Source organism: Sphingomonas sorbitolis (genome assembly GCF_036663875.1).
Taxonomy (GTDB): Bacteria; Pseudomonadota; Alphaproteobacteria; order Sphingomonadales; family Sphingomonadaceae; genus Sphingomonas.
In genome coordinates this window covers 76,887-101,823 of sequence record NZ_JAXOJS010000003.1, presented here as the reverse complement: position 1 = coordinate 101,823, position 24,937 = coordinate 76,887, and the positions used below count along the sequence as shown (strand labels likewise).

At 65.7% G+C, this 24,937-nt stretch carries 21 protein-coding genes and 4 tRNA genes; 14 read left to right on the top strand and 11 right to left on the bottom strand.

Going from position 1 to position 24,937, the window contains the following annotated elements; genetic code table 11:
• Positions 1-218: 218 nt before the first annotated feature.
• The 3 genes from U1763_RS09750 to moaA form a co-directional block, all read right to left on the bottom strand.
• Positions 219-293, bottom strand: a tRNA-Asn gene (locus U1763_RS09750).
• 88 nt (positions 294-381) lie between these two features.
• Complete coding sequence (locus U1763_RS09745; protein WP_132738563.1) at positions 382-1,161, bottom strand: NAD kinase; 780 nt, start codon at positions 1,159-1,161, stop codon at positions 382-384.
• Positions 1,158-2,171, bottom strand: coding sequence for a GTP 3',8-cyclase MoaA (moaA, locus tag U1763_RS09740; protein WP_332755061.1), 1,014 nt, complete (start codon positions 2,169-2,171; stop codon positions 1,158-1,160). The genes U1763_RS09745 and moaA overlap by 4 nt, the downstream gene beginning before the upstream one ends.
• A 124-nt stretch (positions 2,172-2,295) precedes the next feature.
• Here moaA and U1763_RS09735 point away from each other — a divergent pair, with 124 nt between their 5' ends.
• Both U1763_RS09735 and U1763_RS09730 read left to right on the top strand, forming a co-directional pair.
• A complete protein-coding gene (locus tag U1763_RS09735; RefSeq protein ID WP_332755060.1) occupies positions 2,296-3,969 on the top strand; it encodes a bifunctional diguanylate cyclase/phosphodiesterase in 1,674 nt (557 codons plus the stop codon).
• Complete coding sequence (locus U1763_RS09730) at positions 3,966-4,385, top strand: YybH family protein (RefSeq protein WP_332755059.1); 420 nt, start codon at positions 3,966-3,968, stop codon at positions 4,383-4,385. Before U1763_RS09735 ends, U1763_RS09730 begins: the two co-directional genes overlap by 4 nt.
• Positions 4,386-4,410: 25 nt before the next feature.
• Here U1763_RS09730 and U1763_RS09725 read toward each other — a convergent pair whose 3' ends face one another.
• Positions 4,411-5,595, bottom strand: coding sequence for an alpha-hydroxy-acid oxidizing protein (locus tag U1763_RS09725; protein WP_332755058.1), 1,185 nt, complete (start codon positions 5,593-5,595; stop codon positions 4,411-4,413).
• 98 nt (positions 5,596-5,693) lie between these two features.
• Here U1763_RS09725 and U1763_RS09720 point away from each other — a divergent pair, with 98 nt between their 5' ends.
• The 3 genes from U1763_RS09720 (at position 5,694) to U1763_RS09710 (ending at position 10,854) form a co-directional block, all read left to right on the top strand.
• Positions 5,694-7,799: a prolyl oligopeptidase family serine peptidase gene (locus tag U1763_RS09720; protein WP_332755057.1), complete on the top strand. Its 2,106-nt coding sequence runs from the start codon at positions 5,694-5,696 to the stop codon at positions 7,797-7,799.
• 16 nt (positions 7,800-7,815) lie between these two features.
• Positions 7,816-9,594: a DUF885 domain-containing protein gene (locus tag U1763_RS09715; RefSeq protein WP_332755056.1), complete on the top strand. Its 1,779-nt coding sequence runs from the start codon at positions 7,816-7,818 to the stop codon at positions 9,592-9,594.
• 114 nt (positions 9,595-9,708) lie between these two features.
• Entirely contained in the window at positions 9,709-10,854 is a 1,146-nt protein-coding gene (locus U1763_RS09710; protein ID WP_332755055.1) for a CaiB/BaiF CoA transferase family protein, read from the top strand.
• Positions 10,855-10,954: 100 nt separating this feature from the next.
• Here the strand turns inward: U1763_RS09710 and U1763_RS09705 are convergent, their stop codons facing one another.
• From U1763_RS09705 to U1763_RS09690, 4 genes are all read right to left on the bottom strand, one after another.
• Positions 10,955-11,203 (bottom strand): hypothetical protein, encoded by a 249-nt coding sequence (locus U1763_RS09705; protein ID WP_332755054.1) that lies wholly within the window; start codon positions 11,201-11,203, stop codon positions 10,955-10,957.
• Positions 11,204-11,520: 317 nt separating this feature from the next.
• Positions 11,521-11,596: transfer RNA gene (locus U1763_RS09700), tRNA-Ile, on the bottom strand.
• A gap of 135 nt (positions 11,597-11,731) precedes the next feature.
• The gene (locus tag U1763_RS09695; protein WP_031393308.1) at positions 11,732-11,998 is read right to left on the bottom strand and encodes a hypothetical protein; all 267 of its coding nucleotides are present in this window, start codon (positions 11,996-11,998) and stop codon (positions 11,732-11,734) included.
• A gap of 154 nt (positions 11,999-12,152) precedes the next feature.
• Positions 12,153-13,556, bottom strand: coding sequence for a M20/M25/M40 family metallo-hydrolase (locus U1763_RS09690; protein ID WP_332755053.1), 1,404 nt, complete (start codon positions 13,554-13,556; stop codon positions 12,153-12,155).
• Between the two features lie 122 nt (positions 13,557-13,678).
• On the opposite strand from U1763_RS09690, the gene ettA reads away from it, so the two are divergent.
• Together ettA and U1763_RS09680 are read left to right on the top strand one after the other, a co-directional pair.
• Positions 13,679-15,358, top strand: coding sequence for an energy-dependent translational throttle protein EttA (gene ettA / locus U1763_RS09685; RefSeq protein ID WP_056050793.1), 1,680 nt, complete (start codon positions 13,679-13,681; stop codon positions 15,356-15,358).
• Positions 15,359-15,529: 171 nt separating this feature from the next.
• A complete protein-coding gene (locus U1763_RS09680) occupies positions 15,530-15,832 on the top strand; it encodes a CYTH domain-containing protein (RefSeq protein ID WP_332755052.1) in 303 nt (100 codons plus the stop codon).
• Here the strand turns inward: U1763_RS09680 and U1763_RS09675 are convergent, their stop codons facing one another.
• Positions 15,833-16,339 carry a Uma2 family endonuclease gene (locus U1763_RS09675; RefSeq protein ID WP_332755051.1) on the bottom strand — a complete coding sequence of 169 codons (507 nt, stop codon included), beginning with the start codon at positions 16,337-16,339 and terminating at the stop codon, positions 15,833-15,835.
• Between the two features lie 149 nt (positions 16,340-16,488).
• On the opposite strand from U1763_RS09675, the gene U1763_RS09670 reads away from it, so the two are divergent.
• The gene (locus tag U1763_RS09670) at positions 16,489-17,682 is read left to right on the top strand and encodes a sensor histidine kinase (protein ID WP_332755050.1); all 1,194 of its coding nucleotides are present in this window, start codon (positions 16,489-16,491) and stop codon (positions 17,680-17,682) included.
• Between the two features lie 195 nt (positions 17,683-17,877).
• On the opposite strand, the gene U1763_RS09665 is transcribed toward U1763_RS09670, so the two are convergent.
• Positions 17,878-18,762, bottom strand: coding sequence for a diacylglycerol/lipid kinase family protein (locus tag U1763_RS09665; protein ID WP_332755049.1), 885 nt, complete (start codon positions 18,760-18,762; stop codon positions 17,878-17,880).
• Between the two features lie 91 nt (positions 18,763-18,853).
• On the opposite strand from U1763_RS09665, the gene hemB reads away from it, so the two are divergent.
• From hemB to U1763_RS09650, 3 genes are read left to right on the top strand one after another with little or no spacing between them, the layout of a single operon-like run.
• Positions 18,854-19,846 carry a porphobilinogen synthase gene (gene hemB, locus U1763_RS09660; RefSeq protein WP_332755048.1) on the top strand — a complete coding sequence of 331 codons (993 nt, stop codon included), beginning with the start codon at positions 18,854-18,856 and terminating at the stop codon, positions 19,844-19,846.
• Positions 19,843-20,382, top strand: coding sequence for a GNAT family N-acetyltransferase (locus U1763_RS09655; protein WP_332755047.1), 540 nt, complete (start codon positions 19,843-19,845; stop codon positions 20,380-20,382). Before hemB ends, U1763_RS09655 begins: the two co-directional genes overlap by 4 nt.
• The gene (locus tag U1763_RS09650; RefSeq protein WP_332755046.1) at positions 20,375-22,597 is read left to right on the top strand and encodes a spermidine synthase; all 2,223 of its coding nucleotides are present in this window, start codon (positions 20,375-20,377) and stop codon (positions 22,595-22,597) included. The genes U1763_RS09655 and U1763_RS09650 overlap by 8 nt, the downstream gene beginning before the upstream one ends.
• A 142-nt stretch (positions 22,598-22,739) precedes the next feature.
• Here U1763_RS09650 and U1763_RS09645 read toward each other — a convergent pair whose 3' ends face one another.
• Positions 22,740-23,249 carry a hypothetical protein gene (locus tag U1763_RS09645; RefSeq protein ID WP_332755045.1) on the bottom strand — a complete coding sequence of 170 codons (510 nt, stop codon included), beginning with the start codon at positions 23,247-23,249 and terminating at the stop codon, positions 22,740-22,742.
• 94 nt (positions 23,250-23,343) lie between these two features.
• Here U1763_RS09645 and U1763_RS09640 point away from each other — a divergent pair.
• The 3 genes from U1763_RS09640 (at position 23,344) to U1763_RS09630 (ending at position 24,792) form a co-directional block, all read left to right on the top strand.
• Positions 23,344-23,420: transfer RNA gene (locus U1763_RS09640), tRNA-Arg, on the top strand.
• A gap of 50 nt (positions 23,421-23,470) precedes the next feature.
• Positions 23,471-23,547, top strand: a tRNA-Arg gene (locus tag U1763_RS09635).
• 294 nt (positions 23,548-23,841) lie between these two features.
• On the top strand, positions 23,842-24,792 hold the full coding sequence (locus tag U1763_RS09630) for an alpha/beta fold hydrolase (RefSeq protein WP_332755044.1): 951 nt from the start codon (positions 23,842-23,844) through the stop codon (positions 24,790-24,792).
• Positions 24,793-24,937: the final 145 nt, after the last annotated feature.

Sequence of the window (24,937 nt, the reverse complement as noted above, 5' to 3'; positions counted from 1 at the left end):
GAGCGGGCCGCGCGAGTTGTCGCTAGCGACGGTCATGCTGGCGCTAATTCCTTGGGCGCAGAGTACGGCGGAGCGGATGACAATCTGATCGTGCGGTGACAACAGACCGGCCGTATCAACGCGTGAGAACGAACCGCGAATGTCATAATGTGTGTAATAACGGCGGGGCGTTGCCACCATCCAATCTCAGCAAAGGCCGAGGATTTCCTGGCAAAAAATGGCTCCCTGAGTAGGATTCGAACCTACGGCCACTCGATTAACAGTCGAGAGCTCTACCGCTGAGCTATCAGGGAACGTTGCCGGAGGCGGCTCTATAAACGGCCAGTCGGACGATGCAAGCGGGTTTCTCCGCAAAAATGCAAAGCCCGCGATAAACCGCGGTCAGGAGACGAACTGCTCCATCGTGATCCGGTCGTCGAGCGCGTGCTCAGGATCGAACAACAGGGTGAGTTCGCGCGCGCGGTCCATGCAGATGTCGACCTGCGCGACGTCGCGGATCTCGCGCTGGTCGGCGACCGCGGAGACGGGACGCTTGCCGGGATCGAGCACGCGGATGCCGATGCGCGCCTTGTCGGGCAGGATCGCACCACGCCAGCGCCGCGGGCGGAACGGGCTGATCGGGGTCAGCGCGATCATCCCCGAACCCAGCGGCAGGATCGGACCATGCGCGGAGAGGTTGTACGCGGTCGAGCCCGCGGGGGTGGCGACGAGGATGCCGTCACAGGCGAGTTCGGGCAGGACGATGCGGTCGTTCACCGTTACTTCGAGGTTTGCGGTCTGGCGGGTCTCGCGCAGGAACGACACCTCGTTGATCGCGGGCAGCGTGTGCGTGCGCCCGTCGACACCGAGCGCGGTCATGCTCAGCGGGACGACCTTGAACGGTTTCGCGCGCTCCAGACGGTCTGTGAGGCCGTGGTGGCGCCATTCGTTCATCAGGAAGCCGACCGTGCCGAGGTTCATCCCGAACACGGGTACGGGCGGCTTGCGGCGCTCGAGCATCGCGTGGAGCGTCTGGAGCATGAAGCCATCGCCGCCGAGCGCGATGATTACGTCGGCGTCCTCGACAGGTACCCAGTCGGCCATGTCGGCGAGCTGAGCCTCGGCGGCACGAGCAGGCGGGGTGTTGGACGCGACCAGCGCCCGCCGCTCGTATCGGCTCATCCGCCGGTGACGCTCATGTGGCGTGCGACCGCGGGGCCTTCGCCCTGGCCGATGCGGAAGTCGTGCGCCTTGGGCTTGGCGAACAGGCCAGCGTCGATCGCTTCGTCGAGGCCAGCGGTGCCACCTTCGCGCAGCGCGGCCTTGAGATCGACTTGATCGTCATGGCCGAGGCACATGTAGAGCTTGCCTTCGGTGGTCAGGCGGACGCGGTTGCAGCCGTCGCAGAAATTGGCGGTCAGCGGCGAGATCAACCCGAGCCGCGTGCGCGTGCCGTCGACATTCCAATAGCGTGCCGGGCCGCCGGTCTTGTGCGCGTCGCGGGCGAGCGTGAACTGCTGGCCGAGGTCTTCGAACACCTTGGTCAGCGGCAGGAAGCGGTCGGTGCGGTCTTCGTCGATCGCGCCGAGCGGCATCGTCTCGATCAGCGACAGGTCGAAGCCCTCGTCGCGGCACCACGCCAGCATCGGCGCGATCTCGTCCTCGTTGAAGCCCTTCAACGCGACCATGTTGATCTTGATCGCCAGCCCTGCGTCGCGCGCCGCGTAAATGCCGCCGATCACCTGCGACACGTCGCCGTGGCGGGTGATGTAGCGGAAGCGCTCGGGGTCGCGGCTGTCCATGCTGACGTTGACGCGGCGGATGCCCGCATCGACCATCGCCTCGGCATGCTGCGCGAGGCGCGTGCCGTTGGTCGTCATCGTGAGCTCTTCCAGCCCCGATCCGATGTTGTGACCAAGCCGCTGGACCAGCTCGGCGACGTCCCGGCGCACCAGCGGCTCACCGCCGGAAAGACGGATCTTGGTCACGCCGCGCGCAATGAAGCGCTCCGCGATGATCGCGATCTCTTCGAGGCTCAACAGCTTCGATCGCGGCAGGAACGTCATCTTCTCCGACATGCAGTAGCGGCAGCGCAGGTCGCAGCGATCGGTGACCGAAATCCGCAGATACTTGATCGTACGACCATGCGTGTCGCGCAACGGCTTCTGGTTGAGGGCGGGCGCGAGCGTCATGCCTTCAGAGCTAGGACCGGACTGTCCCGGGAACAAGGCCGGATCGGCTGGTAATGGATTGGCGGGGGGCGATACGCCAGCTAGGCTCGCACCGATGGAGCAGGGTGCGACGGATATGGAAGACATGCAGACGGCAACGACGCTGTTCGCGGTATCGTTCCGTCAACGCGGTGAAATCGCAGAGATTTTGGCGTGCGCGGGGGGCGGCGCGGACTGGCACGCGCAGGTCGTGAGCGATGCCGAGGCGATCGAAAGCCGCTTTCTGGCGAGCGGTGCGGCGGTCGCGCTGATCGATGCGCGCGGGGCGTTCGAAGAGGGGCTGGCGGCGACGCTGTCGCTGGGCGGGCTGATCGCGACCAATGGCGCCGCGCTGCTGGTGCTGGTGTCGCGCGGCGACGTCGGCGCGGTCGGCGAGTTCTTCGATGCGGGCGCGACGCAGTTCCTCACGAGCCCGGCGAGTGACGGCGAACTCGTCCAGGCGTTGCGGTTTGCCGGCCGCCATGCGGTGCGCACCGCAGGCAGCGCGATCGATCGGCGCAGGATCCCCGGCGTGTCGTTGTACGACCGCGAGACCGGTGATGTCCGCCGCTGGATCGTCGGGCGTATCGCCGCCGACCTACCTGTTGCGGTGGTGCTGGTGTCACTGTCGCGGCTCGATATCGTCAATGCCGCGCATGGCCGGCCTGCGGTCGATGCGCTGATCGAGGCGGCGGTGCGACGGACCGAGACGATCGCGCATGCCGCGATCGGCGTCGATTCGATCGTCGCGCGGCTAGGCGGGTCCGAATTCGCGCTGGCGATCGAGGCGTCGGGGGCTGCGGTGACCGCGGCGATCACCGCGCTCGATGCGGCGCTCGCACGGCCGTTCCGGGTGGCGGATACGCGTGCGGTGCTCGGCTGCCGGTTTGGCGTGGCACAGCGCCAGCCGGGCGACGATGCGGCGGCGCTGCTGCGGCGGGCGAGCGAGGCGCTGGCGGAGGCGAAGGCGAGCGACGGATCGGTGCTGCACGTCGCGCTGCCCGATGGTGTCGCGCCGATCGATGCGCTCGCGATCGACCTGCACCACGCGATCGAGCGCGACGAGATTGATCTGCGCTGGCAGCCGCAGGTCGAGATTGCGAGCGGCAGGATCACCGGGGTCGAGGCGCTGGCACGGTGGAACCACGGGACCTTGGGGCCGCTCGGGGCGGATACACTGTTCGATGCCGCCGATCGCGCGGACCTCGGCATCGCGTTGTCGGATCATATCCAGCGGCTGGTGCTCGCGCGTGCGGTGGCGTGGCCGGAGGCTCTGGGAACGCTGCGCGTGTCGCTCAACCTGACTGCGGCGGATATCACGCGACCGGGGTTTGCGGCGCTGTTCCTCGCGCGGATCGACGAGAGCGGGTTTCCGCGGGGGCGGCTGACCGTCGAGATTACCGAGACGGGGCTGATCGAGGATCTGGCGACGGCGTCTGCCTTGCTTGCCAAACTGCGTGGGGCGGGGTGTCGCGTTGCGATCGACGATTTCGGGACGGGCTATTCTAGCCTCGCCTATCTCAAGTCGCTGCCACTCGATTACGTGAAGATCGACAAATCGCTGGTGCGCGATATCGACGGCAGCGCGCGTGACCGCGTGGTGGTGGCGGGCGCGATCACGATGGCGCGCTCGCTCGGCCTCGCAGTGGTGGCCGAGGGGGTGGAGACGCCGTCGCAACTCGAATTGCTCGCCGCGGGAGGGTGCAGCCTGTATCAGGGGTTCCTGCTGTCCGAACCGGTCGGCGAGGCGGGGTTGCTCGAACTGATGGCGAGGGAATGATGCAGGCCTTGATCGTTCCCTTCGCGCTGATCGCTGTCACGGCGGCGGCGCCGGTGCCCGCCGAGACCGCGATCCGCCAAGCGATGGAGGCAAGCGCGGCGGGGTGGAATGCGGGTGATCTCGCGCGGTTCATGGCGGTGTATGCCGATGATGCGGTGTTCGTGACGCCGAAGGGATTGCTGCGCGGCAAGCCGGCGATCGCCGATAAATACCGACCGAGTTTTCGCGGCGTCGGCAACGCGCGCGGCACGCTGTCGTTCGCATTCCTGGAGATGCGCGGGATCGATCCGCGTCACGCGATGCTGTTCGCGCGCTGGACGCTGACTGGGCCATCGACGACCGAAAGCGGCATGACGACGTTGGTCTTCGCGCGGCGTGGTACAGCGTGGCAGATCATCGCCGATCACAGTAGTTGATCCTCCCCCTGGCGGGGAAGATCGGTCAGCGCTGACGGATCGCACCGGCGGCGCGGACGTCGGCGATCGTCGGGTAGCCGTTGACCGCCATCAGCAGGTCCGCCTCCGCGAGCAGGCATTTCAACACATGCGCCGCGCCCGTCGCGCCGCCCAGCGCGAGGCCGTAAGCATAGGGGCGGCCGACGCCGACCGCGGTGGCACCGAGCGCGAGTGCCTTCACCATGTCGGTGCCCGATCGCACGCCGGAATCGAACAGCACCGGCGTCGAGCCCGACGCCGCTACGATGTCCGGCAGCATGTCGATCGCCGCGATCCCGCCATTCGCCTGCCGCCCGCCATGGTTCGAGCAATAGATCGCGTCGGCGCCCGCATCGATCGCGCGGCGTGCATCGTCGGGGTGGCAGATGCCTTTCAAGACCAGCGGCAATTTGGTCAGCGAGCGCAGCCAGGGCATGTCGGCCCAGGTCAGCACCTTGCCGAACACGCCTGCCCATTGCCGCACCGCTGCCGCGCCGTCCTCCTCGGGCGGGCGGTCGAGCATCGCGCGGAATACCGGGTCGCTGAAATAATTGGCGAGCACTTGGCCGCGGAGCTGCGGGAAGTTCGCGGTGTTGAGGTCGCGCGGGCGCCAGCCGGTCACCCATGTGTCGAGTGTGACGACGATCGCCTTGTACCCGGCAGATTCGGCGCGGCGCACGAGGCTTTCGGTCAGCGCATCGTTCTTCGGCGTGTAGAGCTGGAAGAACTCTGGCGTATCGCCGAACCGCGTGGCGACGTCCTCAAGCGGATCGTTCGACAGCGTCGACTGGCACAAGGGTACGCCGGTGATCGCCGCTGCCTGCGCTGCCGCGAGATCGCCATGGCCATCCTGCGTGCAGATACCGTTGATCCCGACCGGGGCCATGAACAGCGGCGTCGGCAGCATCATCCCGAACAGCTTGATCGACAGGTCGCGGTGGGTGCAGTCGACCATCATCCGCGGCGTCATGCCCCAGTGCGCGAACGCATCGGCATTGTGGCGCTGGGTATGCTCGTCGCCGCAGCCACCCTGGAGATAGGCGAGCGTCGCGGGGGGCAAGGCCGCGGACGCGCGTGCCTCCAGCGTCGCGAAATCGACCGGCACGCTCGGCACCACGCCGTTCAGCCCGGCGAAGTAGATCGCGTTCTGGTAATCGCCGAAATGCGGCGCAGTCTTCGGGGCCACGGCCATCATCCTCTCCTATGTTTTGCGGGCCTTATACGGCGCTACCGGTGACGAAGTCATTCCTTGTGCCTAAGGATGCGCGACCGATTACAGAAAGTCCGACGATGTCCCTTCGCCTGCCTCTTCTCGCTCTTCTCGCATTGTCGACGAGCGCGATCGCCCAGACGCCAGCCGCCGATCCGAACACGTATCTCGAGAATATTCACGGCGCGCGGGCACTGGGGACGGTGAAGCAGTGGAACACGCGGTCGCTCGCCGCGCTGGAGGCCAAGCCGGGCTTTGCGCGCTACCGCCAGCGTGCGCTCGACCTGTTGCAGGCCGACCGCCAGATCGCGACGCCCGACGACGTGGTCGGCGACCAGGTGCTGAACCTGTGGCAGGACAAGGCCAACGTGAGGGGCCTGTGGCGGGTCGCGTCGCTGGCGTCGTTCAAGAGCGGCAAGCCGGTGTGGCGGACGCTGATCGACGTCGATGCGCTGGGCAGGGCGGAGGGCAAGAGCTGGGTGTGGAAGGGCGTGACGTGTCGCTCGCCGTCCTATGACCGCTGCATGGTCGCGCTGTCGGACGGCGGCGGCGATGCGGTGGTCGAGCGCGAGTTCGACATTCCTTCGGGCAAGTTCGTGACCGACGGTTTCGTCGTGCCGATCTTCAAGACGCGGCTGAGCTGGGCCGGGCCGGACGCGCTGTATGTCGCGACCGATTACGGCGCCGACAGCCTGACCAAGTCGGGCTATCCGCGCACCGCAAAACTGTGGCGCCGCGGTACGCCACTGACCGCCGCGACCGAGATCGCCAGCGCGACGCAGGACGACGTAGGGATCAACGTCAGCGTGTTTCCGGATGGCGAGCAGCGCTATCCGCTGGTCGTCCGCGACACCGACTTCTTCCATTCGAAGCGAAGTCATATCGCGCAGGACGGTCGGCTCGTGCCATCGCCGCTGCCCGACGATGCGGTGATCAACACCGTGCTCGACGGCCGGCTGATCGCGACGCTCGCCTCCGACTGGCGCGGAGTGCCGGCGGGGGCGATCGTCGCCTACAGCATCGCCGACGTGCTGGCTGGCCGTGCGCCGACGATCGAGCGCGTGCTGGTGCCGACCGCGACACAGGCGGTGGAGCAGGTCGATTCGAGCAAGTCGGTGCTGTGGGTGAAGATGCTCGACGACGTGTCCGGCCGGCTGGTGTCGCTCGCGCGCGGTGCGGACGGCAGCTGGACGCAATCGGTCGCGGCACTGCCTGCATCCTCGACGATCCATCTCGATGCGACCGCGGGGAAAGACGATCTCGCCTTCGCGATGGTCGAGAGCTTTCTCAGCCCGCCCGCACTCTATGCGATCCGTCCGAACGCCAAGCCGGTCGCGGTCGATACGCTGCCGGCGCGGTTCGATGCGTCGGCGATGCAGGTCGAACAGCGGTTCGCCACGTCGAAGGACGGGACCAAGATTCCGTATTTCCTCGTCCGCAAGAAGGGCACGACCGGCCCGGTGCCTGCGCTCGTCCATGCCTATGGCGGGTTCCGCAATGCGCAGACGCCGACCTATCTGGTCGACCAGCCGTACCGGTCGGGCCCGGCGGGGCTGTTCTGGGTCGAGGAGGGCAACGCGTTCGTGCTCGCCAACATCCGTGGCGGCGGCGAATACGGGCCGCGCTGGCATCAGGCGACGCTGCGCGAGGACCGGCAAAAGGCGTATGACGATCTCCACGCGGTCGGCGACGATCTGGTTTGCACCGGTGTCAGCGCGAAACGGAAGATCGCGGTGTCGGGGCGGTCGAACGGCGGTCTGCTGGTCGGCGTTGCGATGGAGCAGCGGCCGGACCTGTATGGCGCGATCCTAATGGGATCACCGCTGCTCGATATGCAGAAATACTCGCATCTGTCGGCGGGGGCGTCGTGGATGGGGGAATATGGCGACCCGGACAAGCCGGCGGACTGGGCGTTCATCTCGAAATACTCGCCGTATCAGAACCTCACGCGCGGGGTGAAATACCCGGTGCCCTTCATCTACACCTCGACCGAGGACGACCGCGTCCACCCCGGCCACGCGCGGAAATTCGCGGCGCGCTTGGAGGCGTATGGTGATCCGTTCTTCTATTATGAGAACCCCGAGGGCGGCCATGCGGCGGGCGCCGACAAGATCGAGGACGCCAAGCGCGCGGCGCTCGTCACCGTCTATCTGAACTCGCAACTCGTCACCGCGCCGCAGCGCTGATCATCAGGAATTCATGATGCGTAATTTCCGTCTGCTACTCGGCGCCGCGATCCTGGCGCTCCCCGTTTTGTCGATCCCCGCGCCCGTGTTGGCCGCGCAACCCGAGACGAGCGCGTTCGCGTCGCTGTCGAAGCGCTATGTCGATGGCCTCGCCCGGCTCAATCCGTCGTCGGCGACATCGCTCGGCGATCACCGGTTCGATGCGCAGGTCACCGACATGTCGGCTGCGCGGCGCGCCAAGCGCGAGGCGTTCTCGAAGGCGATGCTCGCCGACCTCCAGCGGATCGACCGGAAAGCCCTGTCGCGCGAGGAGCAGGTCGATGCGGCGTTGCTCGACAATGCGCTGCGCTACGACATCTGGGACACCGAGACGCTCGGCGGGTGGGCGTGGGATCCGCAGGTCTATAACGACATCGCCGGCAGCTCGCTCTACTCCCTCGCCGCGCGCGATTTCGCGCCGTGGCCGCTGCGTTTGAATGCAGCGACAGCACGGATGGAGGCGCTTCCCGCACTGCTGGCGCAGGCGCGTGCGAACATCGTGGTGGCGCGCGTGCCCTCGATCTATGCGACGACGGTGGCGAAGCAGAACAGCGGCATCGTCGACATCGCCGAGAGCATGCTCGCGCCGCACAAGAGCGAGTTGTCGGCAGCGGAAGCCAAACGTTTCGACGCCGCGCTCGTGAAACTGAAGGCGGCGGTCGCCGAGCATCGGGTCTGGCTCGACAAGACGCTCGTCCCCGGTGCGAAGGGCGACTTCCGCCTTGGTGCGGCGCTCTACGACAAGAAGCTCCGCTTCGCGCTCCAATCCGACCTGACCCGCACCGAGATCAAGCGTCGTGCGCAGGCTGCGATCGTCGACACCCGCGCGCAGATGTACGCGATCGCGCGGCAGATATTCGGTGCCAAGAAGGACGCGCTCCTGCTCCCCGACACGCCGTCCGACGCGCAGCAACAGGCGGCGATCCAGCTCGCGCTCGAACTCACCTACGCCAAGCGGCCTGCACGCGACGGCATGATCGACGCCTCGACCAAGGCGCTGGCGCAGGCGACTGCCTTCGTCCGCGACAAGGGGCTGGTCGGGATGCCCGACGGTCCGGTGAAGATCATCACGATGCCCAAGTTCCAGCAGGGCGTCGCGGTCGCCTATTGCGATTCACCGGGCCCGCTGGAGAAGAATCTCGGCACGTTCTTCGCGGTGTCGCCGATCCCCGACGACTGGACCGAGGCGCAGGCGACGTCGTTCCTGAGCGAATATAACGACTATATGATCCACGACCTGGCAGTGCACGAGGCGATGCCGGGGCATTTCCTCCAGCTCGCGCACGCCAATGCCACGCAGTCGACGCTGCGCGCGGTGCTCGGCTCGGGGCCGTTCGTCGAGGGCTGGGCGGTGTACGCCGAGGGGATGATGGCGGACGAGGGATATCTGAACGGCGATCCGCTGTTCAAGCTGACCGTGCTGAAAATGCGGCTGCGCTCGATCTCGAACTCGCTGCTCGACATCGGCATCCACACCGAGGGCATGACGCGCGAGCAGGCGATGCAGCTGATGACGCATACCGCGTTCCAGCAGGAGCGCGAAGCGGCAGGTAAATGGGTCCGCGCCTCGCTCGGTTCGACGCAGCTGCTGAGCTATTTTACCGGCTATTCGGAGCATATGGCGCTGCGGGACGAGGTCAGGAAGCGTGAAAGCGCGGCGTTCGACCTGAAGCGCTATAACGACGCGCTGCTCGCGCATGGTTCGCCGCCGGTCCGCTATGTCCGCGAGCTGCTGCTCGACCTGCCGATCGGCTAAGTGCCGGTTGCTTGACCGGGTCTGCTAATGCTGTGACCCTGCTCCGCTAATAAGAAGCCATCGGAGAGGTATCATGGCGGCGGGAGATGGTCTGCGCGGGACGAGGCTGCGGCGATGAGTGGCCCACTCGCCGGGATCCGGATCGTCGAGCTTGCCGGGATCGGCCCGGCGCCGTTCGCCTGCATGATGCTCGCCGATCACGGCGCGGAAGTGATCCGGATCGAGCGCCCGGACGCGAAAAGGGGCGGGCCGGGCGGCGATCCTGCCAAGGACATCCTCCTGCGATCGCGGAAAACGATTGCGGTCGATCTCAAGTCCGCCGCGGGGATCGGTGTCGTCCGCGATCTGGTCGCATCGGCGGATGGCTTCGTCGAGGGGTTCCGGCCTGGTGTGACCGAACGATTGGGGCTCGGGCCGGACGTGCTGCTCGGGACCAATCCGCGGCTCGTCTATGGCCGGATGACCGGCTGGGGACGGGATGGGCCGTACGCGCAGGCGGCGGGACACGACATCAACTACATCGCGCTGGCCGGCGCCCTGCACGCGTTCGGGCGGGCAGGCGAGAAGCCGACGCCGCCGATCAACATGGTCGGTGATTTCGGCGGGGGTGCGATGATGCTCGCATTCGGCATGGTCAGCGCGCTGCTCCACGCGCGGACGACCGGGCAGGGGCAGGTGATCGACTGCGCGATGACCGATGGTGCCGCGCTGTTGATGAGCATGATCTGGAGCTTTCACGGGCAGGGCCTGTGGCGCGACGAGCGCGGCGTGAACCTGCTCGATAGCGGCGCGCATTTCTACGACACCTATGCCTGCGCAGACGGCAAATACGTGTCGATCGGTGCGATCGAGCCGCAATTCTACGCCGTGCTACGCGAGAAGGCGGGGCTGGCGGCAGATCCCGCGTTCGATCGCCAGATGGATCCGCGCGGCTGGCCTGCGCTGAAAGAAAAGCTGGCGGCGGTGTTCGCGACCCGGACCCGCGATGATTGGTGCGCGATTCTCGAACACACCGATGCGTGTTTCGCGCCGGTACTGTCGCTGGCTGAGGCGCCCGCGCATCCGCACAATGCTGCGCGGGGGACGTTCGTCGAGGCGGGTGGTGTGATCCAGCCAGCGCCTGCGCCGCGCTACTCGGTAACACCGACCACCACACCGCAAATGGCGGGCGAACAGACCGATACGGAGAACGTGCTGGCGGAGATCGGCTATACGACCGCAGCTATCGCGGCGTTGAAGACCGGCGGGGTCGTCGCCTGAGGCTCAAGGTCAGCGGTTCGGTGCGATCGGGTTCAGCCGGTTACCGGATAGCTGGCACGAGACAGAATGCGGGCCGGTGCTTGCACACCGGCCCAGTAGATTAGTTGCTGTCCGAGTTGTCGCTATCGCCGTCGATGGCGAGATACAGACCACCGCCAACTGCGATCGCGGCGAGCGCGATGATGATGATGCCGCCATCGCCGCCGACCTTGCTCTTGTCTGCGGTCTGCGAACCCGAGCGAGCAGCCTTGCCGACCGACAGGCTGGCAGCCGGAGCAGCACTTGCAGCGACAGGTGCGGCAACGAGGGCGAGGCCAGCAGCCGCCATGGCGAAGGATTTGATAAACATTACAAAGTCTCCCGAGAGCACGGCGAACACCGCCGTAGCCACCAAAAACCTACATGCAGGGTCGATTGTTCACAAACGTTAAAGACCGGGACTCTAATATTTATAAAGTTGTGGTGGGTAGTATGTCCGCCACAGTTCACCGCAAGCTGCTCCCGGCTAGATATGGCGGGCAAGCTGTTGTTATTCGCGAATTTAAAGCCACGAGAACCGCCGCAAGGTTTTTAGCGAACCGGGGTTTTCGATGAATCAGGGTTGTCGATGGATCAGGGGGGCAGCGGCTCGGCGCAAATTATATGCGGCGCGAAATGCGGAGCGGTTGGTGGGCCCGGCAGGAATCGAACCCGCAACCTAGCCGTTATGAGCGGCCAGCTCTAACCGTTGAGCTACAGGCCCCACCGGCGCCTGCGTTAGCGCAAGCGATCATCGGGCAAAAGGGCGCAAAGCAAATGCGCAAAGAAAAAGGGCGCTCCCGAAGGAACGCCCTTTCCGACACTAAATCCTATCGAGCGTAGAAACGCCCGACAGATTTTAGTTCATGTTGTCGGTCTTCTCGTCGGCAGCGTCACGGACGTTGTCGGCAGCTGCGTTCATGTTGTCAGCAGCGTTCTCGAGCACGTCGGTAGCGACTGCGTTCGAGGTGTTGTCCGCCATGGCGTCCATGTTGTCAGCCTGCATTTCCATGTTGTCAGCCAGCATGTCCGCGTTGTTCTCAACGGCGGCGGCTTCTGGCGACTTGCTGCAGGCTGCGACGGACATCAGGCCGGCGGCAGCAGCGATCAGAACGATCTTCTTCATTCGAATGCTCCCAAGCATAGTTTCACTCGCGGCCGACCCGATTGCCGTCGCGAAGTCACGTCAAATAGCGGACCCCTGCGGGCGGTCAATCCGCTAAATTCATCTGTCCGCAAGGTTTGCGGCAGAACGATGACGTTTCGGTTGCAGCGACTGGTCACTTTCCGGGCACGATCGGACCGATTTCCTCAGGCGCATTGGCGACCGTCGCGATCATCGCGGTCCAGGCCGCGACGTTCTGACGGAGCTGTTCGGGGTCGATCAGATCCAGTGTGTCCTCGGGCGTGTGGTGGTAGTCGAAGTAGCGCAGACCCGACTGGTTTAGGTCGATTCCGGCTACCCCCGTGGCGATTACCGGGCCGACATCGGTGCCACCATGGGGGGTGTCGGCACCACGGACGATCCCGAGCGGGGCGAGCGCGACAGCTAGGCGATCCTCGATGGGCTTGGCGGCGGCTGGCAGGCTGCTTTCGAACCGCCAGACGCGATCGGCACCGAAATCCGATTCGGCGGCGGTGGCGTGACGCTCGCCGGCATGTGCCTTCGCGTAGGCGGTTCCGCCGAACCCGCCGCTCTCCTCGTCGCCGAACCAGACGACGCGGATCGTGCGACGTGGGCGCTGGCCGCTGTCCATCACGATCTTGGCAGCGGCAGCGGTGATTGCGATGCCCGCGCCGTCGTCGATCGCGCCGGTGCCGAGATCCCAGCTGTCGAGATGGCCACCGACCAGCACGATGCCCGCCTTGGGGTCGGTGCCCGGAACCTCTGCGACGACGTTACCCGATTCCTGCATCCCGGCCTGCTTGTCCTCGAGCACCAGCTTCAGCGTCACCGGCTTGCCGAGCTTCACCAGCCGCTCGACATGCTCGGCGTCCGCGACCGACAGCGCGGCGGCGGGGATCGGCGTCACGCCCGCGTCGAAATTGGTGTTGCCCGCGTGCGGCCCGCGGCCGTGATCGGTGCCGATCGACCGGATCACGATCGCCGCCGCGCCCTTCTTGGCGGCGACGTTCGGTCCGACGAAGCGCGCGGTGCCCTGCGATCCATAGCTCGACCCGTCCTGGGTCGGCTGCATCGCGTTCGAGACGAACGCGATCTTGCCTTTCAGGCTGCCGTCGGCGGCGAGCGCCAGATCGTTGTACGTCGCGAAATACACGATCGGCAGCGTCAGCCCGCCCGGCGGTGTCGCGCCCGAATTGCCGAGGCCGACCAGATGCAGCTTCTGCGCATAGGGTGCGACCAACTCCCCGCTCTCCGTGCCGCGCGACCATACCGGCAGCTGGTATGGCTCGACCCGCACGTTCTTGAACCCCAGCGCCTTCAGCTTGGCGACCGACCAGGCGCGCGCCCGCGGTGCCGCCTCGGTGCCGGTCATGCGCGGGCCGACCTCGGTCGTGATCCCCTCGACGATCTTGTAGGCGGTGTCGTCGGTCAGCGCCTTGTCGCGGAGTGCAGCGACCTTCGCATCCGCCGCAGTCGGCGGGGCGGCGGTGCGCTGCGCCACGACGGGAACGGCGGTGATGACGGCACAGGCCGCCAGAAGTGGTGCGATACGCGTCATCGGCTATTCCCCTTGGTAGTCGACCTACCGTTAGGTCCGAGCGCGCGCGTTGCCAACCTTCGCGCCTGCCCTTACATGCGCAGATCAATCCCGCCCTCACGAACACCCGAACGGAGACCCACGTGGCCGGCCAATACGCCTATGTCATGAAGGACATGACGAAGACCTTCCCCGGCGCGCCCAAGCCGGTGCTGTCGAACATCAACCTGCAATTCTATCATGGCGCCAAGATCGGCATCGTCGGGCCCAACGGTGCGGGCAAGTCGACGCTGATCAAGATCATGGCCGGCATCGACAAGGATTATACCGGCGAGGCATGGCCGGGCGAGAACGTCACCGTCGGCTATCTCGAGCAGGAGCCGCAGCTCGACGCCTCGAAGACGGTGCTGGAGAACGTCAAGGACGGCGCGCGCGGCGTTGCGGACATGGTCGACCGTTTCAACGCGATTTCGGCCGAGATGGGCGATCCCCAGGACGACACCGACTTCGACGCGCTGCTCGAAGAGATGGGCACGCTCCAGGAAAAGATCGACGCGGTCGACGGCTGGACGCTCGACAACCAGCTCGAGGTCGCGATGGAAGCGCTGCGCTGCCCGCCGGGCGACTGGCCGGTCGACAAGCTGTCGGGTGGTGAGAAGCGCCGCGTCGCGCTGACCCGCCTGCTGATCCAGAAGCCGGGGATCCTGCTGCTCGACGAGCCCACCAACCATCTCGACGCCGAAAGCGTTCAGTGGCTGGAGAACCACCTGAAGGATTATGCCGGCGCGGTGCTGATGATCACCCATGACCGCTATTTCCTCGACAACGTCGTCGGCTGGGTGCTCGAACTCGATCGTGGCAAGTATTTCCCGTACGAGGGCAATTACTCGACCTATCTCGAGAAGAAGGCCAAGCGCCTCGAGCAGGAGGATCGCGAGGAATCCGGTCGTCAGACCGCGATCAAGAACGAGCTCGAATGGATTCGCCAGGGCGCCAAGGCGCGGCAGACCAAGTCCAAGGCGCGTATCGCCAACTTCGAACGCCTCGTTTCCGCACAGGAGAACCGCTCGCCGGGCAAGGCGCAGATCGTCATCCAGGTGCCCGAGCGTCTCGGCGGCAAGGTCATCGAGCTCGAGAACGTCTCCAAGGCTTACGGCGACAAGCTGTTGTTCGAGAACCTTTCGTTCACGCTACCCGCGGGCGGTATCGTTGGCGTCATCGGTCCCAACGGCGCCGGCAAGTCGACGCTGTTCAAGCTGATCACTGGGCAGGAGACGCCGGACAGCGGCACGATCGACAAGGGTTCGACCGTGCGGCTCGGCTATGTCGACCAGAGCCGCGATCATCTCGACGACAAGAAGAACGTCTGGGAGGAGATCTCCGACGGCCTCGATTCGATGAAGGTCAACGGTTTCGACCAGTCGACGCGCGCCTATGTCGGGGCGTTCAACTTCAAGGGCCAGGACCAGCAGAAGAACGTCGGCAAGCTGTCGGGCGGCGAGCGCAACCGCGTCAACATCGCCAAGATGTTGAAGCGCGGCGGCAACGTGCTGCTGCTCGACGAGCCTACCAACGATCTCGATGTCGAGACCCTGGGCGCGCTCGAGGAAGCGATCGAGAACTTCGCCGGGTGCGCGGTGGTCATCAGCCACGACCGCTTCTTCCTGGATCGTCTCGCCACGCACATCCTGGCGTTCGAGGGCAACAGCCATGTCGAATGGTTCGAAGGCAATTTCGAATCCTACGAAGAGGACAAGCGCCGCCGTCTGGGCGATGCAGCGGATCGTCCGACCGCGCTGTCCTACAAGAAGCTGACTCGCTGATCATGGCGTGCTGAGAGGCTTGACGAGGAACTGGCGGCTCACAAATACTCGCATGTCGAGCGTGAGCGGTGGTTCCTCGTCGATCCTCTGAAGCGGCCGTCGCTGGATGGCTGCCGATCGATCCTGATCGAGGATGTCTACATTGCTGATATCCGGTGCCGGCTGCGTCGCATGACCGACAGCGTCGGCGAGCGCGTGGTGCTCAAGCTGTCAAAGAAATACGACGTCCCCGATCCGCTCGCGCGGCCGCTGGTGACGACGTATCTGACGCTTGAGGAATACGCGCTGTTCGCGGCGCTGCCCGGGCTTGAGCTCGCGGAAATCGAGCAGTCGGATGCCGCCTCGCTGGACGCGGTGCAGGTGCCCGAATGGGCCCGGTCCGAGGTCACGTATGATCCGAACTTTCAGGGCGGCACGTTGGCGTTGCTCGATCCGGCAGGCGCACAGAGTTTCGTCCGGCAGGCGATGCACTGACTAAAGCGCGGTGGTGTTTACCCTCAAGTCCGGGATCGTCGTTGACTCGATTCCCGTGTCGAAGGGCACATCACGCGACTGGGTGAAGCGATCACCGACTGGCGCCCACATCTGGTGGATCATCCCGGCGCGGACGTTGACTACCCAATATTCAGCAATACCTTCGCGCGCATAGATCTTGCGCTTGCGGCCGAGGTCGTTGCGCAGCGTAGTATCGGCAACTTCGATCACCAGTGCGAGCGATGCAAGCGGGATCAGGCCCTCGCCCTCCGGCTCTGCGGTCACGGCGATATCGGGCTCCGGGACGTTGTAGGGCGGCATCGAAACCGATCCTTCGACCAACGCCTCCAGATTGATCGGCAGATTATCGAGCGCATCAGCGATCAGGCGGAACAGCCGTGACTTGATCCGCGCGTGCGGCCGGTGCTGCGCGTTCATGTAGACGATTTCCCCGTCCAGCAGCTCGGTCTTGCCATAGCCCTCGAACGCGCCGGCGGCGTCGAGCATCAGATAGTCCTCGACCCGAAGCTTTACGGGGAGCGGCACGGTAGTAAGAGGCACCATCTCGTTCATGGGGGCGATCTACCATGATCTGCGAGAGTCCCCAAGGCGTTCCGATCACGCCCCCGGACGCGTCCAGTATAGCGGAGTTCAACGTGGCTATCGTCGAAAACTCTCCCGGCGGGGATACTGCTCCGGGCGCGGGCGAGCTTCAGTATCGCCTTCGCCAGCAGTCGATCCTGGCCGATTTCGGGATCGAGGCTTTGCGCGCGCGCGATTTGCAGCCGATGTTGCAGCGCGCGACCGAGCTGTGCGGCGAGGGGATGCGCTCGAAATATTGCAAGTTCCTCGAATATCGCCCCGAGCAGGATACGCTGCTCGTGCGGGCCGGCATCGGCTGGGAGCCGGGCGTGGTCGGGTCGACCGAGATGCGCACCGATCTCGGCTCGCCTGCCGGGTTCGCGCTGGAGACGGGGCTGCCGGTGATCTCGAACCATCTCGAGAACGAGCAGCGGTTTCGGACGCCCGAGTTCATGGCGCGGCACAATATCCGGCGCGCGATCAACGTACTCGTCGAGACATCGGGCAAGCGCTTCGGCGTGCTTGAGGTCGACAGTCCCGATGAAGGGCAGTTCGAGCCCGCCGATTTCGCGTTCATGCAGGGGTTCGCCAATCTCATCGGCGTGGCGATCGAGCGGCAGCAGGCGGAGCAGCGGCTGAGCGAAGCGATGGAGCACCAAGAGCTGCTCACGCGCGAGGCCAGCCACCGCGTCAAGAACAGCCTCGCTTTGGTGTCGGCGATGCTCAATCTGCAGATGCAGGAGGACGACGATCCGCGGATTCGGCGGCTGCTCGGCGACGCGCAGGCGCGGATCACCGCGATCGCGCAGACGCACGACCAGCTTTGGCGCGGCGATCAGGTCGGTATCGTCGCGCTGAACGATCTGGTCTGCGGGATCGCGACGGGGCTGGGCGAGCAATCGCTCAACCACCGTATCGACTGCGATATCGAACCCATCCTGATCAGCGCGGACGTCGCGATCCCGATGGGGCTGCTGGTCACCGAGCTGGTCACCAACGCGATCAAATATGCCTATGGCGACGACGGTGGCGTGATCCTGATCACCGTGCGCAGCGCGGATGGGCGGATCGTGCTGACGGTGTCCGACGAGGGCGGCGGATTGCCAATGGACTTCGACTTGAAGGCGGCGTCGCGCAAGAGTCTCGGGATGCGGATGATCGGCAGCCTTGCGCGCCAGTTGCGCGGGACGGTGACGATCGAGAACGCTGCGGTAGGGACGTGCGCAACGCTCGACGTGCCCGATCCGCGGGTTGAGGAGGCTGCTTAGGCAGCGTCTCTAAACTGAGCGCTGCACTTCGCTACTGCGACCTTTCCAATTGGGCCCCGGCCTTCGCCGGGGTGGTGCGATCTAAGACGATGTTGCCCGGTAATTGTTTCCCCGCGAAGGCGGGGATCCAGACTGGGCTCCCGCCTTCGCGGGAGAACAAGGAAGTTAGAGGTGACGCTCCTTGAGACCGCGCCCTCAGGCCGGCGCCATCACCCGGATGATCCCGGCTGCCACCTTCGCCGTCACGGGCGTCTTCGCCAGCACCTCGCCATCGATCGAGATCGGCAGCGGCGGGATCGTGTTGATCTTCAGGCTCTTGCCGCGGAAATCGCGCACCTTCTCATGCCGCGATTCGAGACGGAACACGCTGGAGAACCAGTTCTGCACCAGCCGGCGTTTCACATGGCCCATCACCGCCTGCACGACGATCTCGCCCGAATCGACTGCTGCGGCGTCGACCAGTTCGGTGCCGCCGTGATACGGCCCGTTCGAGATCCGCACTTCGACGACGCGGATCTTCACCGCGGTCGGGCCTTCGCCGACGATCAGCGTGAACGGGCGGAAGCGCATATATTGATACGTCGCCCAGGCCAGATAGCCGACCTTGCCGAAGATCTTCTTCAACCCGTGCGGGACGGTCTCGGCGATTTTCGGGCTGATGCCCATCGCGGCGCAGTTCGCGAAATAATCGCCGTCGATCATGCCGAGATCGATCCGCCGTGGCTTGCCGGTGCGAATGACTTCGACCGCGCCCTCGATATTCAGCGGAATGCCAAGCGTGCGTGCGAAACTGTTGGCGGTGCCGAGCGGGAGCACGCCAAGGATCACGTCGTGGCCGACCATCAGGTCGACCAAGCCGCTGACCGTGCCGTCGCCGCCGCCGAGGATCAGCAGGTCGGGCTTCTTCGCCAGCGCGCGCAGGACGGTGGACTCAAGGTCCTTCGGATCCTCGACCGCATGCGCATCGACCTCATAGGGCAGCCCCGACATCGCCGCACAGGCGCGCTTGAACAGCTTCTGGCCCTTGCGCGACTTGGCATTGACGACGAGCGCCGCGGACTTGATCGTATCGTTCGACATAAGGCCCCCAACGCACGGCATGCGGTTTCGCACCCGTAACGCTCTTGCGTAACGCTTGATCCGTCCGCGCGCATCCCGCAAAGCTCGCCGCATGACCGCAAGCTATCCCGCGCTTCGCCTCCGTCGCACTCGCGCCTCCGCCTGGAGCCGCCGCCTCCATGCCGAGACCGTGCTGACTCCCGCCGACCTGATCTGGCCGCTGTTCGTCACCGAAGGAGAGGGCGTCGAGCAACCGATCGCCAGCCTGCCGGGCGTGTCGCGATGGTCGGTCGACGGGATCGTTGCGCGGGGTCGCGAGGCGCGCGATCTCGGCATCCCGTGTATTGCTCTGTTCCCGTATACGCAGGTCGAGCGCCGGACCGAGGATGGCCGCGAGGCGCTCAACCCCGACAACCTGATGTGCCAGGCGATCCGCGCGCTAAAGGACGCGGTGCCCGAGGTCGGCGTGCTGACCGACGTCGCGCTCGATCCCTACACCAGCCATGGCCATGACGGGCTGGTCGATGACGCCGGCTATGTCGTCAACGACACCACCGCGGAGATGCTCGTCGCGCAGGCGCTCAATCAGGCGAAGGCGGGGGCGGACATCATCGCGCCATCGGACATGATGGACGGCCGGATCGGCATGATCCGCAGCGCGCTGGAGGCGGACTCGCACCACAATGTCCAGATCATGTCCTACGCCGCCAAATATGCGAGCGCGTTCTACGGCCCGTTCCGCGATGCGGTCGGCTCGCGCGGGCTGCTCAAGGGCGACAAGAAGACGTACCAGATGGACAATGCCAACGCGGAAGAAGCCCTGCGCGAGGTCGCGATGGACTTGGCCGAGGGCGCCGACACAGTGATGGTCAAGCCCGGCCTGCCGTATCTCGACATCATCGTTCGCGTTCGCCAAGCGTTCGAGGTGCCGGTGTTCGCGTATCAGGTGTCTGGCGAGTATGCGATGATCGAGCATGCCGTTGCGGCGGGCGCGGCGGAGCGCGACGTCATGGTCCTGGAGACGCTGATGGCGTTCAAGCGTGCTGGCTGCTCGGGTGTGCTGACCTATCACGCGGCGCATGCGGCCAAATTGCTCGGCGGATGATCGAGACCGAGCGGCTGACCTTGCGCGGCGGGCATGATGACGATGCCGCCGCGCATCACGCGATGTGCGCCGATCCGGCGGTGATGGCGTATCTCGGGCCGGCACCGTCGCCGACCGATTCCGCCGCTTGGGTGAAGCGCCAGAACGCGATCCTCGCCGACTATGGCGCGTGCTTCTGGGCGCTCGAACGACGCGATACCGGCGCGTTCATCGGCTGGTGCGGGATCAAGCCGGGCCCGGTCGGGACGCCGATCGACGCTGAACCGGAAATCGGCTGGAGCCTCGTGCGCGAGCATTGGGGGCAGGGTTACGCACGTGAGGCAGTCGATGCGGCGCTCGCCTGGGGCTGGCGGGTGTTGAACCTCCCGACGGTCTGGGCAATCACGGTCCCTGCAAACACGGCCAGCCGCACACTTATGGAACGGCTCGGCATGAACCGTGTGGTCGACGGCAATTTCGATCATCCCAAACTGGCTGAAGACGACGCTCTCCGCCGCCACATCCTCTACCGGATCGACCGTCCCGCTTATGTCTGAAACCCCGTTGATGGCGCGCTGGTGCCGGACGATGTTCGTCGCGACGATCCTGACCGGATCGTTCCTGCTGTTCCTGGTTCAACCGATGGTGGCGCGGATGGCGTTGCCGCGGCTCGGCGGCGCGCCGGCGGTGTGGAACTCGGCGATGCTCGTGTATCAGGCGCTGCTGCTCGCGGGCTATGCGTACGCGCACTGGCTTGGGCGGGTGCGACCGCGTGCGCAGGCGGCGATCCACCTCGGCGTGCTGATCGTTGCGGCGTTGTGGTTGCCGATCGGGCTGGTCGCGATGGCACCTTCGGCGGAGGCGCAGCCGGCGCTGTGGGTGCCTTGGCTGCTCGGGCTGTCGATCGGACCGCTGTTCTTTGCGGTCTCCGCGCAGGCGCCGCTGATCCAGCGCTGGTTCAGCGATGCGAGCGGCGGCGGTGATCCCTATGCGCTGTATGCCGCTTCCAACCTCGGCAGTTTCGCGGGCCTCATCGCCTACCCGCTGCTGGTCGAGCCGTTGATGGCGGTGCACGGCCAGAGCCTGCTCTGGAGCGGCGGGTATCTGCTGCTGATCGTGCTGGTGCTCGCCTGCGCCACGCGGCTGCCGAAGACTGCGGCGGTCGACCACGTCGCCGCGACCAGTGCGCCGCCGGGGGCCAAACGGATCGCGCACTGGATCGCGCTGGCGCTGGTGCCGTCGGGGCTGATGCTCGCGACGTCGACCTATATCACCACCGACATCGTCGCGATGCCGCTGCTGTGGGTGATCCCGCTCGGGCTGTATCTGTTGAGCTTCAGCGTGGCGTTCGCGAACGATCGCTGGCTCGCCGACCTGCTGACACGGATCGCCCCGATTACGATATTGCTGTTCGGCGGGATCATCATGGGCGGGGTGAACGAGCGCCCGTTCTTCAGCGCGGGCATCGCGCTGGTGCTGCTGTTCATGATCTCGGTCGCTCTGCACACCACGCTGTACCGTAAGCGTCCTGCGCCCGATCGGCTGACCGGCTTCTATTTGGCGATGTCGGCGGGTGGGGCGCTTGGCGGGGTGTTTGCCGCGCTAGTCGCGCCGGTGGTGTTCGACTGGACCTATGAGTATCCGTTGCTGATTCTGGCGGCTGGCGCACTGGTGCCGCAGAAGTATCTGTTCGGCCAGTTCCGCAGCATCTGGATGGCGCAGGGGCCGACCAGGTGGATCGCGCTCGCGGCGATAACCGTGGCCCTCGTTGTCGTCGCCGGATTGCGGATCACCGACCCCACCGGTGTGTTCGGTGAAAGCCGGCAAGGTCTGGACTTCCTTGTCATCGCGACGCTCGGCTTTGCCGTCATCGGCGCGCGCGTCCCCTACATGATCGTGCTGTCGGGCGCGCTCGTGCTGTTCGGCGGGTATCGCAGCCTCGAGCTCTCGATCGAATCGGGCGCCCGCGTCCGGAGTTATTTCGGCGTCTATACCGTGCGTGACGAGCCCGGCCCGAATGGCGGCACGCGCGAGCTCGATCATGGCACGACCGTCCACGGCATCCAGTTGCGCGGCTCAACCGACCGCGAGCGCACGCCGACCACCTATTACGCGGCAGGCTCGGGCGTCGGGCAGGCTATGCAGGCCGCACCGGCGTTATACGGTCCGGCCGCGCGGATCGGCGTCGTCGGGCTTGGGACGGGGACGCTGTCGTGTTACGCGAAGCCAGGCCAGCGCTGGCGGTTCTACGAGATTGACCCGGCGGTCGTCCGCATCGCGCGCGATACTGGCCAGTTCACCTATCTGTCGCGGTGCCTGCCAAACCCGGAGATCCGGTTGGGCGATGCCCGCGTGGCGCTCGCGCACGATGCGTCGAACAATCTCGACCTGCTCGCGCTCGATGCGTTCTCGTCGGATTCGGTGCCGATGCATCTGATGACGCGCGAGGCGTTCGCGACTTATGGCAGGGTGCTGGCACTAGACGGGCTGTTGCTCGTGCACATCTCGAACCGGTTCATCGATCTCGAACCGGTGATCGCCGCCGCGGCGCAGGAGGGCGGCTGGATCGCGGTCGAGATGAAATACCGGCCGTCGAGTTTGCTGGTCGATCGGGCGTCGGCGTCGGACTGGGTGGCGCTGTCGCGCGACCCGCGGGGAATTGCGGCGTTGCGGGCGAAGGATCTGGATTGGGTCCCGCTGACACCGCGGAAAGGCTTTGCGGCGTGGACCGACGATTACTCGACGATCCTGCCGCTGTTGAATGGGTTCTGAGCTTCTTGATCCTCCCCCGCCAGGGGGAGGTGGCGCGAAGCGACGGAGGGGGAGGGCACGGAACGTTGGTTGCGCTTACCTCCCCCTCCGACTGGCAAGCGCCAGCCACCTCCCCCTGGCGGGGGAGGATTGAGAGCGTACGCTACGCGGACGGCATGCTTGCCTGGATGCGGGTGATCGTCGCGCCCTGACGATCGCTCTCCGCCTGCGCCTTCGCGCGGATCGCCGCTAGCGCCGGATAATCCGGCTGGAGCTTCGCCGCACGGTCGGTCGCCAGCGCCTCGATATCGGTCACCAGCGACGAGCCCTGCGCACGCCAGTCGTCTAGACCCGCCAGGGCGGTCTGCGCGGTAATCCACGCGTCGCTGCCGACCGCCGCACCGCGTGCCGATCGTGCCAGCGTCTCCGCCTTCGCCGCGTCGCGCGCAAAACCGGTCGTGATGGCATCGAGCTTGGCCGAGATCGTCGCAATGTCCTTGTCGAGCGCGGGATCGGGGGCCGCCACCGCCGCCTTCACCTCGGGTTCGGCAAATCCCAGCTTCTCGACCGGGCGCTTCCCGAGCGACGGATAGGTGTTCGGATCCTCGCTGCAGGCACCGGTTGCGAGGACCAGCGCGAACGATGCGAAGCGGAGCGAAGAGGCATGTTTCATGCCTGCCGCTCTATGCCGCCAAGCGTTCGTACACAACTTTCTCGCGGCAAACCCTTGCGCCCCCGAAAATGCCTGCTATCAGCGCCCCTCCAGTGCACCCATAGCTCAGCTGGATAGAGCATCAGACTACGAATCTGAGGGTCGGGCGTTCGAATCGCTCTGGGTGCACCAGGATTTTCCGCTTCATAGCGGGCTTGTCGAACCGGACACGGAACGGCGATGCACCCATAGCTCAGCTGGATAGAGCATCAGACTACGAATCTGAGGGTCGGGCGTTCGAATCGCTCTGGGTGCACCATTCTTCATCATCGGGTTTTCGGCCACGCGGCGATGCGATCGAGCAATTGCGGCGTCGCGTCGCGTCGAGCCGAGTGCCCATCTGTACGAGCACGTGCATCATTCCGCCCTTCTGTCGATCGACTGTAACGCGGGCTTTGCCTGGCGGTCGTGTCCGGTATCGTGCGAGCTTGTCTATCTGCGGGCGCACCGCTTTCGTGGGTCGGGCGTTCGACCCGGGCGGCGAGCCTCGAATGTGTTGCGACTTTGGACTTGGTTGCGCGTTCGGGGCACAAGCGAAGTGAAGGAGATGGTGATGAGGCGGACGGGCAAGGGATTGATCGGTGGCGCGGTGCTCGCGGCGGTGTCGGGGATCGCGCTGTCGCTCTATTCTAGCCGGGTCGCGCGGCGGGCCGAGGAACTGGTGCCTGCGGAGGGGCGCTTCCTCGATGTCGCGGGCGCCCGGCTCCACTATATCGATGTGGGGTCGGGGCCAGCGATCGTGATGGTGCACGGCCTTGGCGGGCAGTTGCGGAACTTCAGCTACGCGCTCGTCGACCTGCTCAAGGACGACTACCGCGTGATCGTCGTCGACCGGCCGGGCTCGGGCTATTCGACCGCGACCGGCAACCCGACGCCGGGGATCGTCGCGCAGGGCGCGATCATCGCCGACTTCATCCAGAAGCTCGGGCTCGATCGGCCGTTGCTCGTCGGGCATTCGCTTGGCGGCGCGATCGGCGTGGCTGTAGGGCTGGACCATCCGCACCTGGTCCGCGCGCTCGCGCTGATCGCGCCGCTGACCCGACCGCAGGAAGAGGTGCCGGAGAGCTTCCGTGGCCTCGCACGTGTGCCGGCGGGGGCGCGTCGCGGGTTTGCACAGATCATCGGGACGCCGCTGAGCCGGCTGACCTCTGCAAAGACGCTCGAAGGTATTTTCGCGCCCGAGGCGGTGCCCGAGGATTTCGCGATTCGCGGCGGTGGTGCGCTGTCGCAGCGGCCGATCGCGATCGCGGCGGCGGCGGCGGATCTGGGCGGCGTGAACGACGATCTGACGCCGATGGTCGAGCGGTATGGCGAGATTGGCGTGCCGACCCGGATCCTGTTCGGGCGGCAGGATGCGATTCTCGATCCTGCGTATAACGGCCACCGGACGGCGGCGGCTATCCCGGGGGCGAAGATCGATACGATCGAAGGCGGGCACATGATCCCGGTGACGGCGCCGGAGGCTTGTGCGCGGTTTGTGAGGGCTGCGTTCGCGGCGGGGTGAGGGCAAACAGACCAACCTAACCGACATAGTACCACCCCGGCGAAGGCCGGGGCCCAGTTGGAAAGGTCGATGTAATGGAGCGATGCGCTCCGTCAGCTACCATCCCCACCTAGGCCCCGGCCTTCGCCGGGGTGGTGGCAGACGA

Excerpts from the sequence above, each read along its gene's own strand:
- U1763_RS09745 (WP_132738563.1), bottom strand. The coding sequence starts at position 1,161 with ATGAGCCGATACGAGCGGCGGGCGCTGGTCGCGTCCAACACCCCGCCT.
- moaA (WP_332755061.1), bottom strand. The coding sequence starts at position 2,171 with ATGACGCTCGCGCCCGCCCTCAACCAGAAGCCGTTGCGCGACACGCAT.
- U1763_RS09735 (WP_332755060.1), top strand. The coding sequence starts at position 2,296 with ATGCAGACGGCAACGACGCTGTTCGCGGTATCGTTCCGTCAACGCGGT.
- U1763_RS09730 (WP_332755059.1), top strand. The coding sequence starts at position 3,966 with ATGATGCAGGCCTTGATCGTTCCCTTCGCGCTGATCGCTGTCACGGCG.
- U1763_RS09725 (WP_332755058.1), bottom strand. The coding sequence starts at position 5,595 with ATGGCCGTGGCCCCGAAGACTGCGCCGCATTTCGGCGATTACCAGAAC.
- U1763_RS09720 (WP_332755057.1), top strand. The coding sequence starts at position 5,694 with ATGTCCCTTCGCCTGCCTCTTCTCGCTCTTCTCGCATTGTCGACGAGC.
- U1763_RS09715 (WP_332755056.1), top strand. The coding sequence starts at position 7,816 with ATGCGTAATTTCCGTCTGCTACTCGGCGCCGCGATCCTGGCGCTCCCC.
- U1763_RS09710 (WP_332755055.1), top strand. The coding sequence starts at position 9,709 with ATGAGTGGCCCACTCGCCGGGATCCGGATCGTCGAGCTTGCCGGGATC.
- U1763_RS09705 (WP_332755054.1), bottom strand. The coding sequence starts at position 11,203 with ATGTTTATCAAATCCTTCGCCATGGCGGCTGCTGGCCTCGCCCTCGTT.
- U1763_RS09695 (WP_031393308.1), bottom strand. The coding sequence starts at position 11,998 with ATGAAGAAGATCGTTCTGATCGCTGCTGCCGCCGGCCTGATGTCCGTC.
- U1763_RS09690 (WP_332755053.1), bottom strand. The coding sequence starts at position 13,556 with ATGACGCGTATCGCACCACTTCTGGCGGCCTGTGCCGTCATCACCGCC.
- U1763_RS09680 (WP_332755052.1), top strand. The coding sequence starts at position 15,530 with ATGACCGACAGCGTCGGCGAGCGCGTGGTGCTCAAGCTGTCAAAGAAA.
- U1763_RS09675 (WP_332755051.1), bottom strand. The coding sequence starts at position 16,339 with ATGCTCGACGCCGCCGGCGCGTTCGAGGGCTATGGCAAGACCGAGCTG.
- U1763_RS09665 (WP_332755049.1), bottom strand. The coding sequence starts at position 18,762 with ATGTCGAACGATACGATCAAGTCCGCGGCGCTCGTCGTCAATGCCAAG.
- hemB (WP_332755048.1), top strand. The coding sequence starts at position 18,854 with ATGACCGCAAGCTATCCCGCGCTTCGCCTCCGTCGCACTCGCGCCTCC.
- U1763_RS09655 (WP_332755047.1), top strand. The coding sequence starts at position 19,843 with ATGATCGAGACCGAGCGGCTGACCTTGCGCGGCGGGCATGATGACGAT.
- U1763_RS09650 (WP_332755046.1), top strand. The coding sequence starts at position 20,375 with ATGTCTGAAACCCCGTTGATGGCGCGCTGGTGCCGGACGATGTTCGTC.
- U1763_RS09645 (WP_332755045.1), bottom strand. The coding sequence starts at position 23,249 with ATGAAACATGCCTCTTCGCTCCGCTTCGCATCGTTCGCGCTGGTCCTC.
- U1763_RS09630 (WP_332755044.1), top strand. The coding sequence starts at position 23,842 with ATGAGGCGGACGGGCAAGGGATTGATCGGTGGCGCGGTGCTCGCGGCG.